Below are 15,220 nucleotides of genomic sequence, written 5' to 3'. Positions count from 1 at the left end.
TTATAAATGAAATCTATTACAATTCAAGGTACAAAAAGAGAAAGCGTGGGCAAAAAGTCTACAAAAGCTTTACGTGATGCTGAATTAGTTCCTTGTGTTGTTTATGGAGGTGAAGCACCTTTGAACTTCTCTGCTGAAGAGAGAGCTTTCAAAGGATTAGTATACACTCCTGAAGCACACACGGTATCTATTGAGGTTGACGGAAAAACAATTCCAGCTGTTCTTCAGGATATTCAGTTCCACCCAATTACTGACAAAATTCTTCACGTTGACTTCTATCAGTTATCTGACGATAAGCCAGTGATCATGGAAGTTCCGGTAAGAATTACAGGACGTTCAAAAGGTGTTGTAGCTGGTGGTGTTTTACGTCAGTCTTTCAGAAAACTAAAAGTAAAAGCTATCCCTGCTAACCTACCTGACGAAGTAGTAGTTGATGTTACTCCATTAAGAATTGGTAACAAACTTTACATCGGTGGTATCAAAACAGAAGGATATTCTTTCATGCACCCTGACAATGCAGTAGTAGTTGCTGTTAAGATGTCTAGAAATGCAATGAAAGGAGGTGCAGCAATGCAGGATGATGATGAGGATGAAGAAGTTGCAACTGAAGAAGGTGCAGCTCCTGAAGCAGCAGCTGAAACTGCAGCAGAATAAGAATTGCTTATTTAAACAATATAAGAACCCGTCAGTTATGGCGGGTTTTTTATTTGGTAACGAGTAAGCAGGATACCTGAACAATCTGGTAGGCTGCTTTCAATTTTGTCTTTTTGCCCTTTAGTAATTTCCTCTTTTGTTTTATTGGCTTTCTTCACCTTACCCTATTGAATATTTCTATCAACAGATAGCGATCAGTACCCAACCCCATGCTTCCTTTCGGAAAAAAAGCCGTAAATTTGAAGAGTTCTAAATAAGGACGTTTTAATTTAAAAAATAAATAAATGTTTGACATTCAGGAAATAAGAAGCCAGTTTTCTATATTGGACAGAGAAGTGAACGGTAAGCCTTTGGTTTATCTGGATAATGCAGCTACATCCCAAAAACCAAATTCAGTTTTGGAAGTCTGTCACGCATATTATACAGAACTTAATGCTAATGTTCACAGAGGGATTCATACGTTGAGCCAGCTGGCAACAGAAGAAATGGAGCTTTCAAGAAGAAAGATTCAGAAATTCATTAATGCTGAACATGACTTTGAGGTGATTTTTACCAAGGGAACAACAGAAGGGTTGAACCTCATCGCTTATATTTTAACACAGAAACTGCAGAAAGATGATGAAATCATTATTTCATATCTGGAGCACCATTCCAATATTGTTCCATGGCAAATGCTGTGTGAAAGAACCGGAGCGAAACTTCGCGTAATTCCGATTGATGAGAACGGAATCCTTCAGATGGATTATTTTGATCAGTTTTTGAGTGAAAAAACGAAGGTTGTTTCTGTAAATCAGGTTTCTAATGCTTTGGGAATTGTAAATCCAATTGAGGAAATTATTGCTAAAACAAGAAAAAATACCGATGCTTATGTTGTGATAGACGGAGCTCAGTCTGCTCCGCATTTCAATATTGATGTACAGAAGATGGATTGCGATTTCTTTGTGTTTTCAGGTCATAAAATGTATGCTCCGATGGGAACAGGTATTTTATATGGAAAACAAGAAATATTGGAAGCTTTACCGCCGTTTCACGGAGGAGGGGAGATGATTGCGACGTGTTCTTTCGATGGTACCACTTATGCAGGTCTTCCATTCAAATATGAAGCGGGAACACCGAATGTAGGCGGGAATATTGCTTTAGGTGCTGCTGTTGATTTCATGAATAGAGTAGGTCATACCCATATTCAGAATCATGAAAATGCTTTATTGGAATATGCGCAAAGACAGCTTTTGGAAATAGATGGTATTAGAATCTATGGTGAAAAAGCGAAGAGAACCGGGGTTGTTTCTTTTAATCTGGAAGGAGTAGGAATTGCCTCTGATGTAGGAATGATTCTTGATAAAATGGGAATCGCTGTAAGAACAGGACACCACTGTACGCAGCCTATTATGAACTTCTTTAATATTGCCGGAACAGTGAGGGCAAGTTTTGCTGTTTATAATACTTTCGAAGAAATTGATGCTCTGGTGGAAGGTGTTAAAAAAGCACAGAGAATGTTGAGCTAATCAATATTGGATCTCTGATATACAATTAAAAGCAGCTGTTGAGCTGCTTTTTTTTAATCTATTGAAATACAATAGCACCGGCCTTCAATAATGACCTGATAATAGCCGATAGCACATTCCAGACAGATTTCTCCTCCTGCCATAATGCTTTTCATCTTTTCTTTGTTTAATTTTTTCATATGATGCGATTTAAAGGTTAAGTATAAAATTCTGATCTTTTCTAATAATTTCATGTAATGTATTGATTTTATATATAATTATTAATATTTTATGAAAAATATTTCGCTAATTTTATATAAACATCAAATATTTTATTATGAAAAAATTCTTTATTCTATTATTGTCGATTTGTGGTCTGTGTGATGCACAAGTTTTTTCTGAAAATTTCAACGGAAATGCTTTGCCGGCCGGGTGGATGGTAGAGAATCCGGATAATTCATTTAATTGGAATGTGGGTGTCCAGAATGGTTTCGCTGGCTTTCCCGATGGAGCAGCTTTTTTTGATGATGATGATGCAGGACCATCCGTAGTTAATACGAATGCCAGACTGATTTCTCCTGTAATTAACCTGGCCGGAGTAGTAAATCCAAAGCTCTCGTTTAATTATGCTAATATGATTGATAATCTTGATTCTACTTTAAAAGTTGAAGTTTTCAATGGAACTTCCTGGATTCAGGTTTTTACTTTTTCAGGTGACGCAGGAATATGGGACCTTGATTTTAATACTTTTACATTTGTAGTAACCAGTTATGATACTGCCGCCAATATAGATCTGACACCTTATGCTAACGCAGCTTTTAAATTAAGATTTGTTTATGATGATGCCGGAGATTATTCTTATGGTGTTGTAATAGATAATGTAAAGATTACAAGTGGCCTTCTGGCAACGTCAGAAGTTTCGTATGCAGATCATATAGATGTATATCCGAATCCGGTTAAGGGGGATTTTTATATTAAACAAAGCTCTCAGAGCAAGTTTGAAAAGATTTCTGTAATTGACCAGTCAGGAAAACTTGTGAAAACATTTAATAAAGCATCTGATTCCTATGACTTATCAGATCTGCCAAAAGGAGTCTATATTATAATGATCAGTAATCCTGATGGAAAAGTTGTTAAAAAGAAAGTGATGAAGGAATAATCATTAAAAAAATAATTCTAACAAAAAACCCTTATAGAATGCCTATAAGGGTTTTGTATATTTTCAAAAGAAATAATCTTATACATTCGGTTTCCAGTCTACTACCGCTCTGATGAATGCTTCAGCATTTTCTACAGGCACATTAGGGAGAATTCCGTGCCCTAAATTGGCGATATATCTGTCTTTTCCGAAACGGTTGATCATTTCATTCACCATCTTCTTAATCGTTTCAGGTGTTGAGTGAAGTCTTGCAGGATCAAAATTCCCCTGTAGTGTCATCGTATGGTTGGTCAGTGTTCTTGCGAATTCCGGCTTAATAGTCCAGTCTACGCCAAGAGCAGACGCTTTAGACATTGTCATGTCTTCCAGTGCGAACCAGCATCCTTTCCCAAATACGACAACGTGAGTAAGCGGGCTTAATGCTTCAACAATCTGATTGATATACTGCCATGAGAACTCCTGATAATCCGTAGGAGAAAGCATTCCTCCCCATGAATCAAAAACCTGTACTGCAGAAACTCCTTTTTCTACTTTTCTCTTTAAATAAGCAATCGTAGTATCGGTAATTTTTTGTAATAATAAATGTGCTGCTTCAGGCTGTTGGAAACAGAAAGATTTTGCAATGTCAAATGCTTTGCTTCCTTTTCCTTCCACACAGTAGCAAAGAATAGTCCATGGAGAACCGGCAAAACCGATCAATGGGATTTCGTTATCCAGCTTCTGTAAGGTAAGTTCAATAGCATCAAAAACGTAACCTAAAGTGTCATTCACATCCGGAGTTTCAATATTCTGAACCTGTTCCATCGTTCTGATGGGAGTATCCAGCCAAGGGCCAACAGATTCTTTCATTTTGAAATCAATTCCCATTGCCTGCGGAACTACCAGGATATCAGAAAACAGAATCGCGGCATCCAGAGGAAATCTGCGGATAGGCTGCAGAGTGATCTCAGCGGCAAGTTCAGGAGTCTGACATCTTGTAAAGAAATCATACTGATCTCTTAAAGCAATGAATTCCGGCAGATATCTTCCAGCCTGCCTCATCATCCAGACAGGAGGTCTTTCAACGGTTTCTCCGCGAAGTGCTTTTAAATATAGGTCGTTTTTTATCATAATCTATTGTAACTAATATTACCGGCAATATCCGGTAACAGATATTCTAAATCCTACTTCCGATTTCTTTTCTGATCAATGCAAATATTGATGTCAGAGTATTTTCTTCTGAAGTAAAAATTTCTTCCTGCGTATAATTTCTCAGCTCACCGGAAGTGGTTTCGCCAATGGAAAAAAGCTTCATGCCTTCCAGAGAATTTCGCCTTGCAAAACTACGAACTCCGCTCGGACTAAAAAATACTGCAGCATGATATTTTTCAGTTATTACAGGATGAGTTTCCTCAGTATTATAAATGGTAACTTTTTTGTACTTAATGTTTTGTAACGGAAGGTCTTTGTCCAGAACATTGATGGCAAGATTGCCACAGAAGTGCAGGAACTGCTCGTGCTGGCATTTTCCGATAATGAATCGCGAAAGAGTTTCAGCATTTTTCAGTACCTTAAATGTTCCAAAACCATGTTTCCTCAGCTCTCTTTTGGTCTTTTCACCTACACAATAGATTTTGTTATAGTTTTTTGCGGTAAAATCTTCATTGGGTTTGAATCTGTTTTTAAAAAAAGAAGCCACTCCATTGACGCTGGTAAAAATCAGAGAGTAGTTTTTCAGATCAAAAGGATTGATCATAATAGGGCTGGTCTTAATTACCTCAACACAGTCAACCAAAATATCCTCTCCTAATTCTTTGGATATAATAGATGGGTCTATATTTTTGGTAAATAAGATTTTCATGTCTGTAAAATTAAGAAAATGAAAAAGTGTGGCTAAAGGAATATAAAAATGTAAATCTGAACTATCAGATCTGGCTTTTGATTTCTGCCATTAATTCTTTTCCTCCGTTCTCAAGAACAACTTTTGCAAACTTTTCTCCAAAATTCTCATTTGGAGTATAGACAAAGTTTTCATCTACAGCAATACAGTTTTTACCGTCCAGAGAGCAAAGTGCTGCTTTGAAGCGGATCTGGTCGTCGATAATTTCTGCAAATGCTCCGATAGGTGCAGTACAGCCTCCTTCTAAAGTGCTCAGGAAGTTTCTTTCAATTTCCACACAGATCTGAGTCTGTTGGTGATTGATCTGGCGCACAATTTCATTGATCTCCGGCTTGTCAGTATGTCCGGCTACAGAGATTACGCCTTGTGATGGGGCAGAGATCATTAATGGAAGCATTTCATAATCAATTTCCATTTTCATTCTTTTGATGCCTGCCAAAGATAAGATCGTAGCATCGAAATCTCCTTCTTCCAGTTTTTGAAGTCTGGTTTGAATATTTCCCCTGATATCCGAAAACTCAGCGGTAGGATAATTTCTCAGCCAGAAAGCTCTTCTTCTCAAACTGCTGGTGGCAAGTTTAAGCTCATGGAATTCTTTATTCCTTGCAGATTCTTTTCTGATCAGAATATCCTGTGGATAATCTCTTTCCAGATAAGCGATCATCTCAATATTTTGAGGCAATTGAGTGGGAACATCTTTTAAAGAATGTACGGCAATATCAATTTCATCATTCAATAGGGCAATATCAAGATCTCTTGTGAAAACCCCGGTAATTCCTAAAGAATAAAGCGGCTGATTAAGGTTCTTATCGCCAGAAGAAACGATAGGAACAATTTCCGTTAAATAATTGTTGTTCTGAAGGTGCCTCGCAACCTCTCTAGCCTGCCAAAGTGCAAGTGCGGAATTTCTCGTTCCGATTCTAATGCTTTTCATTGAATTCGTTGTTTGGTTGTTCAACTAATATTTCGTGCATTAATTTACTAATTTCTTCGGCTTTTAAAGGATTATCGATGATATATTTTGCAAAACGGTTGGTGATTTTCTGGATCATTTTATCAGAAAGTTCCATGTCCGTGATGTTTATGTATTTATTTTTTTTGTAGAAATTATGCATTTCATTACGCTCCATGTTCTTTAGAACGGCTTTGAAATGATGAATATTAGGGGCAAGTTTTCTCTTTTTCTCCCATTCAATAAAGTCTTTCATCAGTTCCTTAATGATTTTTTCAGCTTTCGGGATTTCTCTTTCGCGCTGTTGAATCGTTTCCTGAATCTGTTTTGAAAGCTCATCCACATCAATCAGAGTTACGTTTTTATTTTCAGTAACATTCTTTTCAACGTTATGAGGAATGGAAAGGTCAATGATCAGTGTTTCTTTTCCATTAGGGAAATGAGACCGGTTGACAATAGGATGCTTGGCTCCTGTTGCCACAATAAGAATATCTGTATTTTTTAATTCCTGGTCAAAATCAGAATAATCAACGTGAGGAATATTATATTTCTGGGAAATTTTTTCGGCTTTCTCCTGAGTTCTGTTGGCAATTTTAATTTTCGGCTGGTAGACATGCTTTACCAGGTTTTCAACGGTATTCTGTCCTATTTCACCTACCCCTAAAAGAAGGATGTTTTTTTCAGTAATCCTTTTCTGGTTGTTTAAAATATAATGAACGGCCGCATAAGAAACCGAAGCAGCACCATTCGAAATGCCGGTTTCATTTTTTATTCTTTTCGAAATCTGAATCGCAGCATTGATGGCTCTTTCCAGATAAGGATTCGAATTTTGTCTTTCTTTTTTGAAACGGCTATATGCTTTTTTTATCTGCCCGATAATTTCAAAGTCTCCGATAATCTGGCTTTCAAGGCCTGCTGCAACTCTGAAAAGATGAATCAGAGCTTCCTCTTTGGTAAGAATATTTGCAAACTGAAGAAAATCGGTAAGTTGTACTCCAATCGTTTTGCAATACTCTTCCGCTACTAAAAGATAATTGGGAGAAGTGGTATAAATTTCGGTCCTGTTACAAGTGGAAACCACAAATGCATCACCCAGATCTTCCTGATGGACTCTGGAAACAAAGTTTTTGATGTTCTCATCAAAGAATGCAAACTTTCCTCTCGTTTCTACGTCGGCTTTCTCGTAGCTTATTGAAAGCACGGCAAAATTTGACGTTCGATGAATGTTGGAATACTGTAACATAAGCAGTGGCAAATTTACGATTTTTTTCATTAACCTTTCTCAGATAGTGTATATGATAATTATCGTAAAAAACTATAAAAGGGAATGCTGCAAAAGGCGAAACTGTAAAAAAGTCAAAAATGGCATGTTGTATAAAAGCTGTTACACTTTTTAAGTTTTATTGATGCCTTTTTTGTGGTACATTCTCAGGCTTTTTACCCTTTTGCTAATTCGCTTTTCAGCCCTTTTAACATCCCATGAATTTTAGTTGAAATCAAACTCTGTAAATGTCTAAACTAAAACTTAATAAAGAATTATAAATTTTAATAAAATTTTAACCAAATTAAGTTGGTGGGAAATTTCTTTACTAGTGTTAAATTTATATCTTTGTAATCTTAAAATCAGAAGAAAAATATGAGTTTATTTGATATGTTTACGCAAGAAATTGCGATAGACCTTGGAACTGCTAATACCCTAATCATCCATAATAATAAAATTGTTATTGATCAACCTTCAATTGTTGCAATTGAACGTTCATCGGGTAAGCCGATTGCCGTCGGAGAGCAGGCCAAGCATATGCAGGGTAAAACTCACGAGGATATCAAAACCATCCGTCCTTTGAAAGATGGGGTTATTGCTGATTTCCACGCTTCTGAGCACATGATCAAGGAATTCATCAAGAAAATTCCTGGAATCAAAGGTAAATTCATTCAACCGGCATTACGAATTGTAATCTGTATCCCTTCTGGTATTACTGAAGTTGAAAAAAGAGCGGTAAGAGACTCTGCTCAGAAAGTAAATGCAAAAGAAGTAAGATTGATCTACGAACCAATGGCTGCTGCAATTGGAGTTGGGATCGACGTACAGAAACCTGAAGGTAACATGATCATCGATATAGGTGGTGGTACTACGGAAATTGCTGTGGTAGCTTTAGGAGGTATTGTATGTGATAAATCTGTGAAAATTGCAGGAGACGTATTTACCAATGATATTGCTTATTACTTAAGAACTCACCATAACCTTTATATTGGGGAAAGAACAGCTGAAAGAATCAAAATTGAAGTAGGTTCTGCAGTAGAAGATCTTGATGTAGACATCGAAGATATCCCGGTACAGGGTAGAGACCTTATTACAGGTAAGCCTAAAGAAATTATGGTTGGATACAAAGAGATTGCACGTGCGTTAGACAAATCGATCATCAGAATCGAGGATGCTGTAATGGAAACATTATCTCTTACCCCTCCGGAATTGGCTGCAGATATTTATAAAACAGGTATTTATCTAGCTGGAGGAGGAGCGTTATTAAGAGGTCTTGCGGACAGAATTCACAAAAAAACCGGTCTTCCGGTATTTGTTGCTGAAGATCCGTTGAGAGCTGTAGTTCGCGGAACAGGTATTGCCCTTAAGAATATGGATAAGTTCAATTTCTTAATTAAATAATTTTAACTTTTTACGACTTTATATCTGAATGGGATTTTTGCTGAGATTATTTTCGAAGAATACTCTTTTCGTCTTCTTTATATTCCTGCAAATTATTGCTCTGGTTTTGATATTCTCAAGAAATGCCATGCAGAGATCCTGGATTGCGGGCCAGACGGCTGCGTTCAATTCCTGGGTTTCCGGATATATTGACGAAGGAGTTTCTTATCTGAAGCTAAAACAGATCAATGAAGATCTTGTGGTTCAGAATAAAGCCCTTATGACTGAGCTCTATGGAAAAGACGGGTCAAAGAATCCTGTTTTTAAAAGAGTTCATGATACCATTGGTGGAGGGCAGATCTATACTTTTGTTGATGGAGAGATTGTTTTCAACAGTATCAACAGAAGAAACAACTACTTTACAATCAACCGCGGACGCAGAGACGGTGTCTTTCCTCAAATGGGAGTAATGGCGCCGAGAGGTATTGCGGGAATTGTAATCAATTCTACAGATAGTTATGCATTGGTTCAATCCGTGTTAAGTGTTAACAAGATCAGAATTAATGCAGCACTTAAAAACTCAGGGTATTTTGGTACTTTAACATGGAATGGAGATAACTCAAGGGTAATGCACCTGGCAGATATTCCGAAATATGTAGCCCTGAAAGTAGGCGATACTGTTGTTACAGACGGTAAATCTGCTATTTTTCCTAAGGGAGTTACCATTGGTACCATTGCAGGATACTCTGTAGATAATAAAACCGGCTTCTGGGATATTTCCGTAGAGCTGAGTGAAAAAATGGGAGCGTTGAATAAAGTGTATGTAGTGAAGAATCTTAAGAAAGCAGAAGTGCAGAAGATTCAGGACACTATGCAGGCTGTAATAAAAAAGGAAAATGATTAGCAGGACTTTATTTACCGATATATTGATCATGATCTTTCTTGTTGCATTACAGATATTTGTATTGAACAGGATTACTCTTTTCGGGAAATATACTCCGGTATTATATCCTGTATTTGTCATGTTCTATCCGTTTTTCAGAAACAAATTTCAATTCCTGGCATTGAGCTTTTTAATAGGATTGTCTATTGACGGTTTTCTTTATTCGTGGGGAATCAATGCATTTGCAACAACGTTAATTGCCTATTTCAGAACGTTGATCTTCAGGACTTCCACAGATACGTCTACAGACTTTTTCTCATTTCAGTCCCTTCAATGGGCGCAGTTTTTGCTGTTTTTATTTTCAAGTATTTTCCTGCATCAGCTTTTAGTACAATATATCGAGTTCTTTAAGTTCAGCAGGTTTTTTGAAATATTATTTAATGTGTTGGTAACAAGTGTAATTTCATTTATCTTTATAGTCATCTACGCATTAATATTTAAAATCAAACAAAAAGTTTGAACACACGTTATTTAAAAATTTTTTCCATTCTCGTTATCATCGCCCTTATTTTTGTGGCGAGACTTGCCTATTTGCAGCTGTTTACAGACCGCTATGCACTGAATGCGGCCAACACCTCCATTAAAACAGAATATGTTATTCCACAGCGTGGGGTAATTTTTGACAGAAATGGTAAAATCATGGTGGGAAACCAGCCTGCTTATGAAATTTCGTTTACCCAGGCTTTGATGAAGCCTGATTTTGATACGCTGGCTTTTTGTAGTTTAATGAAAATTACAAAACAGGATTTTATCAATAAAATCAATGTTATCAAAAAAGAAAAATATTACTCAAAGCTGACGCCGATGACTTTCATTAAGGACCTCAGCAGAGAAGATATTGCCAGAGTTCAGGAAATTATTTTTAAGTATCCAGCATTTAATATTGTATCAAGACCTCAGCGTCAGTACGAAGTTTCCACATCCGGAAACCTTCTTGGTTATACCAGTGAGGTAAATGAAAGAGATATTAAAAAAGATTCACTCTACTATTTACCGGGAGATTTCATTGGAAAAACAGGGGTTGAAAAATCCTACGAAAAAGAACTTCGCGGGGTAAAAGGTGTGAAATATATCCAGAAAGATATCAAGCTTCGAAATATTGGTTCCTATAAGAACGGTTCTTTAGATAAAGATGTGATTACCGGTAAAGATATTACGTTAACCATTGATTATGATCTTCAGAGAACAGCTGAAGAAATGCTGGTCAACAAACATGGTGCAATTGTAGCGTTAGATCCTAATAATGGAGAAGTTTTAGTCGCTGCAACCGGACCGGACATTGACCCGAACCTTTTTACAGGACCTAATAAATCAAAAAACCTATATGCCCTATCAAAAGATACGCTTTATGAAAATAAACCTACTTTTGACCGTGCGTTGCAGGCAGGATATCCTCCGGGATCCACTTTCAAACTGCTGACTGCTTTAGCAGCTATGCAGATGGGTGTGATGGATGAGAAAACGATCTTCCCTTGTGGCGGCGGATTTTTCTACAAAGGAAAAAGAATTAAAGGCCATGGTGGAGCAGATCCGCTTATCCCTTCCATTCAGGTTTCGAGTAACTGTTTTTTCACCTACGCATTTATTGCCATTATCAAGAAATATCCGGGAAACCCTTCAAAAGGTGTTGATGAGTGGAAAAAAATCATGAGCAGTTTCGGAGTTGGAGAATTCTTGAATAATGACTTTGCTGTTGGGGCAAAGGGGAGAATACCTTCAGGAGATTTTTACGAGAGAAGATTTAAAGCGATCATGAAGGCAAGCGGTTCCCAGAGAACTGATTTTAAAAACTGGGATGAAATGTCTACGGGTGCCATTTATAACGGAATGGGACAGGGAGATGTTCTGGTAACTCCTATTCAGCTGGCCAATTATGTAGCGGCGATTGCTAACAGAGGATGGTATTATACTCCTCATATCGTAAAAGCAATTGATGGAAAGCCAAATCCTGACCCAAGATTTAAAGTGAAACACAAAACTCTGGTTGATCCAAAACATTTTGAGCCTGTTTTAAAAGGAATGGAAGCTGTAGTTTTAAGAGGAACTGCAAGAGGACTGAAATCCAATGATTTTACCCAACTGGCAAAAACAGGTACCGCACAGGTTCCGCAAGGAAAAGATAATTCCATCTTTGTATTGATTGCCCCTGCTGATAAACCTAAAATTGTTGTAGTAGCGGTAATGGAACATGCAGGATTTGGAGCTACATGGGCAGGACCAGCCTGTACCGTGATTGCTGAAAAATATATTACAGGTGATCTGAAAAGAGAACATCTTTACAAAAAAATGATTACCTCGAGTTTCATGCCTGAATACAAAAGGCAGTGGATTGCTGATTTGAAACGTAAAGGCTTATATATTGATCCTAAACCTGACTCAATCAGACAGAAAAGAATAAAAGATAGCCTGGAGCAGGTAAAACAGCAAAAGGCTAAGCTGCAAAAGAAAATAAACGAAGAGACTAAAAAAAATAACACGGCTAAAAAAACTGCGAAGCAATGAAATGGACAGAAGGAATAGATAAACTTGGCCTTGGGCTGTATTTCCTGCTTTGCATTTTCGCGATTGCAAATATTTACAGTGTGGACCAGAAACTGGGTGAGAAACAGTTGATCTTTTTCTGTATCTCATTATTTGTGGGGCTTATCATCTTTGTCAGCAGAAGTAAATTCTTCGAGAATATGGCAGGAATTATTTATATTGGCGGTGTGCTGCTGCTGATAGGGCTTTTTCCGTTTGGTAAAGAAATCCTTGGCCAGAAGAACTGGTATAAATTCGGAAGTTTTACCATGCAGCCCGTGGAGTTTGCCAAGATAGGAACATCTTTAATGCTGGCTAATTATGTTTCAGGACCTGATTTTAATCTTAAAAACAGAAAGTCTTTATGGACTACTTTAGCCATCGTTGGTATTCCGGCAGTAGTGGTTCTTGCTATTCCGGATGTGGGCTCCATGCTTGTATTTATTGCATTTTTCATTGCTTTATATAGAGAAGGACTGAGCGGGCTTTTATTCGGTATAGGATTTATTTTTGCCGGAGTTTTCCTGATCTCACTGGCTATTCCTCCTGTTTATGTTGTGATTGCAGTTTTAGTGATTGCCGGTGTTCTGATAGCAATGAATTATCATAGAATGTCATGGGATGTAATTTCTATCTCAGGAATTGCGGGCTCTATTCTTTTATTGTGCGGACTGGCTTTCGGGTCTCCTTATATTTTAGAAAAACTGCCTAAGCACCAGAGAGAAAGGATTGAGGTTCTTTACAAAGGGGAAAAGGCATTCAGAGATACTTCCGGATACAATCTTTTGTATTCCAAAACAGCGATCGGATCCGGCGGACTTTGGGGAAAAGGTTACCGTGAAGGGTCTGTAACCCAGGGGAAATTTGTGCCAGAGCAGCAGACAGACTATATTTTCTGCGCGGTAGGGGAAGAGTGGGGATTTATCGGAAGTGCTATTCTGGTGCTTGCTTATGTGGTATACATAGGAAGAATCTATTATCTTTCTGAACAGCAAAAATCAACTTTTAACCGTGTATTCGGATATTGCTTTGCCTCGATTCTGTTGATGCACTTTTCGATCAATCTGGGAATGGTAATGGGGCTTTTCCCGACAGTTGGGATTCCGCTTCCTTATTTCAGTTATGGAGGAAGTTCTTTACTGGCATTCTCTATGATGACTTTTATTTTCTTTAAACTTAATTACTCTGATAAGAACAGTTTGGTGTAAAAGAGGGAGTTTGGAAGCTGGATGATGGAAGTTTATCATTGTTCTGCTGATCATTCATCTTCAAAATCAACTTCATCAACAATTTGTATGAAACAATCCTATTTCTCAGACGAAGATTTCGAGAGCAAAGATTTCACGCAACTTCCTTTAGAAAAAAGTGAGTACGAAAACTGTACGTTCAGAAACTGTAATTTTGAATACGGAAACCTATCCGGTTTCAGCTTTACAGACTGTGAATTTATCGGATGCAGTCTCAGTATGGTAAAACTGATCAAAACAGCATTTCACCGGGTTGTCTTTAAAGAATGTAAAATGTTCGGACTTCAGTTTGATGACTGCAATGCGTTCGGATTATCCTTTACTTTTGATGGAAGTTCATTAAACAATTCCGTTTTTTATCAGACATCCGTTAAAAAAACTGTTTTCAAAAATTCAAAATTAATTGAGGTAGATTTCAGTGAGTGTGATCTTTCCAATGCAGTCTTCAGTAACTGCGATCTGTCGGGCGCTGTTTTTGACGGCACAAACCTGGAAAAAGCAGATTTCCGAACTTCGGTTAATTATTCGATAGATCCGGCTTTAAATAGGCTTAAAAAGGCCAGATTTTCGCTTTCTGAGATCCATGGACTGTTATATAAGCTGGATATTGAAATTGATAAGAACAGTTGATATCTTTGGTTAAGTTCTGTTTGCTTATAAATTATCAATATTAAAATAATAGGAGAGGGGTTTTAGCCCGTTTTTTTCCTTCTTGGATATTTAACCTGGCTTAGCTGGAATTTAGTCGAAATAGTGTATATAAAAAAGCCATCAGGATTCTGATGGCTTCATTATTTAAATCAATTATTTATAAAATTAAAAATTTGCGGGTGTAGGAAGAGTAGCTGCTGCTAAGTTGTTGTAAGCCTCTCCTTCTTCGTTGATCACTCTTTTTGCGAATCTGAATTTAGGTCCCCAATAAGAATCATTCAGTGAAGAAATCATTACTCCTTTTGATGTTGCTGCGTGGATGAATTTAATCTCACCATCTTCAGAAACACTTTCTACAATACCAACGTGAGAAATTCTTCTTCCATGAGAAAAGAAAATCAAATCTCCCTTCTGTAACTCTCCTTTTTCAATTCTTTCACCTTCCTGAGCCTGAGATGCTGCTACTCTAGGTAAACTAAGACCTGCTGCTGCTCCGAATACAGAAAGAACAAAAGCTGAACAATCTATACCGTTTCTGGTTGTTCCTCCATATCTGTAAGGAGTTCCAAGGTATGTTTCAGCTTCTTCAAGGATACCGTCAATGGTTTTATTATGTTTGATTGCTTTTGCAATCTCAGAATTCTTAACTGCTTTTTTAGCACTAGCGATAGATGCCGCCTTTTCTGCAAGGAATGAGTCGATAAGTTTTTGCTTATCCTGCTCCATTTTTTTGTTATCTATAGAAGCTAGTTTGGCATCTGTTTTGTATTCTTTTGTGTAAGTTGCTGGTTTTGAAACCACATAATTTGTAGCACACGATTGCAATGAAACTGTAGTAACTAAAGCAACTAAATAAAACAAAACTCTTTTCTTCATATATATTTGATTATCCGTGTTAAAAAGGAATATTTATTTTCAAAAGCATTACAAAAGTAGAGATTCCGAGCAAAAGACCCCTGATATGATAATTGTCAGGATCTTATTTTAACACATTTTAACATATAATTTACATATGTTAAAGAAAAATAAACCGCAACAGCCTGTTTTTGGTAAGTGTGCGGTTTTTTTTATTAAGATTCTTTAACAAACT

Annotated in this window: 15 protein-coding genes; 9 read left to right on the top strand and 6 right to left on the bottom strand. The window is 37.2% G+C overall.

Translation table 11 applies throughout. The features are described 5' to 3' along the window. Positions 1-6: 6 nt before the first annotated feature. Both AB1278_RS23015 and AB1278_RS23010 read left to right on the top strand, forming a co-directional pair. Positions 7-654 carry a 50S ribosomal protein L25/general stress protein Ctc gene (locus AB1278_RS23015; protein WP_110009121.1) on the top strand — a complete coding sequence of 216 codons (648 nt, stop codon included), beginning with the start codon at positions 7-9 and terminating at the stop codon, positions 652-654. Positions 655-938: 284 nt separating this feature from the next. Beyond that, positions 939-2,159 carry a cysteine desulfurase gene (locus AB1278_RS23010; RefSeq protein ID WP_202841890.1) on the top strand — a complete coding sequence of 407 codons (1,221 nt, stop codon included), beginning with the start codon at positions 939-941 and terminating at the stop codon, positions 2,157-2,159. A 53-nt stretch (positions 2,160-2,212) separates the two neighbouring features. On the opposite strand, the gene AB1278_RS23005 is transcribed toward AB1278_RS23010, so the two are convergent. Beyond that, entirely contained in the window at positions 2,213-2,338 is a 126-nt protein-coding gene (locus AB1278_RS23005; RefSeq protein ID WP_202841888.1) for a GNAT family acetyltransferase, read from the bottom strand. Between the two features lie 137 nt (positions 2,339-2,475). Between AB1278_RS23005 and AB1278_RS23000 the strand changes: the two genes are divergently transcribed. Next, complete coding sequence (locus AB1278_RS23000; RefSeq protein WP_202841886.1) at positions 2,476-3,297, top strand: T9SS-dependent choice-of-anchor J family protein; 822 nt, start codon at positions 2,476-2,478, stop codon at positions 3,295-3,297. Between the two features lie 78 nt (positions 3,298-3,375). On the opposite strand, the gene hemE is transcribed toward AB1278_RS23000, so the two are convergent. The 4 genes from hemE to hemA all read right to left on the bottom strand — a co-directional run bounded on the left by hemE (position 3,376) and on the right by hemA (position 7,371). Further along, entirely contained in the window at positions 3,376-4,407 is a 1,032-nt protein-coding gene (hemE, locus tag AB1278_RS22995; protein ID WP_079240028.1) for a uroporphyrinogen decarboxylase, read from the bottom strand. Between the two features lie 46 nt (positions 4,408-4,453). Further along, complete coding sequence (locus AB1278_RS22990; RefSeq protein ID WP_202841884.1) at positions 4,454-5,137, bottom strand: uroporphyrinogen-III synthase; 684 nt, start codon at positions 5,135-5,137, stop codon at positions 4,454-4,456. A gap of 64 nt (positions 5,138-5,201) precedes the next feature. Next, positions 5,202-6,110, bottom strand: coding sequence for a hydroxymethylbilane synthase (gene hemC, locus AB1278_RS22985; RefSeq protein WP_202841882.1), 909 nt, complete (start codon positions 6,108-6,110; stop codon positions 5,202-5,204). Next, entirely contained in the window at positions 6,097-7,371 is a 1,275-nt protein-coding gene (hemA, locus tag AB1278_RS22980) for a glutamyl-tRNA reductase (protein WP_110009152.1), read from the bottom strand. Before hemA ends, hemC begins: the two co-directional genes overlap by 14 nt. 393 nt (positions 7,372-7,764) lie before the next feature. Between hemA and AB1278_RS22975 the strand changes: the two genes are divergently transcribed. The 6 genes from AB1278_RS22975 to AB1278_RS22950 all read left to right on the top strand — a co-directional run bounded on the left by AB1278_RS22975 (position 7,765) and on the right by AB1278_RS22950 (position 14,109). Beyond that, positions 7,765-8,790, top strand: a complete 1,026-nt coding sequence (locus AB1278_RS22975; RefSeq protein WP_002982450.1) for a rod shape-determining protein — start codon at positions 7,765-7,767, stop codon at positions 8,788-8,790. A gap of 28 nt (positions 8,791-8,818) precedes the next feature. Continuing rightward, positions 8,819-9,673: a rod shape-determining protein MreC gene (mreC, locus tag AB1278_RS22970; protein ID WP_202841879.1), complete on the top strand. Its 855-nt coding sequence runs from the start codon at positions 8,819-8,821 to the stop codon at positions 9,671-9,673. Beyond that, the gene (locus AB1278_RS22965; protein ID WP_002982456.1) at positions 9,666-10,172 is read left to right on the top strand and encodes a hypothetical protein; all 507 of its coding nucleotides are present in this window, start codon (positions 9,666-9,668) and stop codon (positions 10,170-10,172) included. The genes mreC and AB1278_RS22965 overlap by 8 nt, the downstream gene beginning before the upstream one ends. Next, positions 10,169-12,214, top strand: coding sequence for a peptidoglycan D,D-transpeptidase FtsI family protein (locus AB1278_RS22960; RefSeq protein ID WP_343640858.1), 2,046 nt, complete (start codon positions 10,169-10,171; stop codon positions 12,212-12,214). The genes AB1278_RS22965 and AB1278_RS22960 overlap by 4 nt, the downstream gene beginning before the upstream one ends. After that, positions 12,211-13,440: a rod shape-determining protein RodA gene (gene rodA, locus AB1278_RS22955; RefSeq protein ID WP_429817226.1), complete on the top strand. Its 1,230-nt coding sequence runs from the start codon at positions 12,211-12,213 to the stop codon at positions 13,438-13,440. Before AB1278_RS22960 ends, rodA begins: the two co-directional genes overlap by 4 nt. A gap of 87 nt (positions 13,441-13,527) precedes the next feature. Continuing rightward, positions 13,528-14,109, top strand: coding sequence for a pentapeptide repeat-containing protein (locus AB1278_RS22950; protein ID WP_395972193.1), 582 nt, complete (start codon positions 13,528-13,530; stop codon positions 14,107-14,109). Between the two features lie 186 nt (positions 14,110-14,295). On the opposite strand, the gene AB1278_RS22945 is transcribed toward AB1278_RS22950, so the two are convergent. Next, positions 14,296-15,006, bottom strand: a complete 711-nt coding sequence (locus AB1278_RS22945) for a C40 family peptidase (RefSeq protein WP_395972195.1) — start codon at positions 15,004-15,006, stop codon at positions 14,296-14,298. Positions 15,007-15,220: the final 214 nt, after the last annotated feature.

This window comes from Chryseobacterium sp. NRRL B-14798, from assembly GCF_050470705.1.
GTDB classification, from domain to species: domain Bacteria; phylum Bacteroidota; class Bacteroidia; order Flavobacteriales; family Weeksellaceae; genus Chryseobacterium; species Chryseobacterium cupriresistens.
The sequence above is the reverse complement of the archived record's forward strand: the minus strand, read 5'-3'. Positions and strand labels throughout refer to the sequence as shown.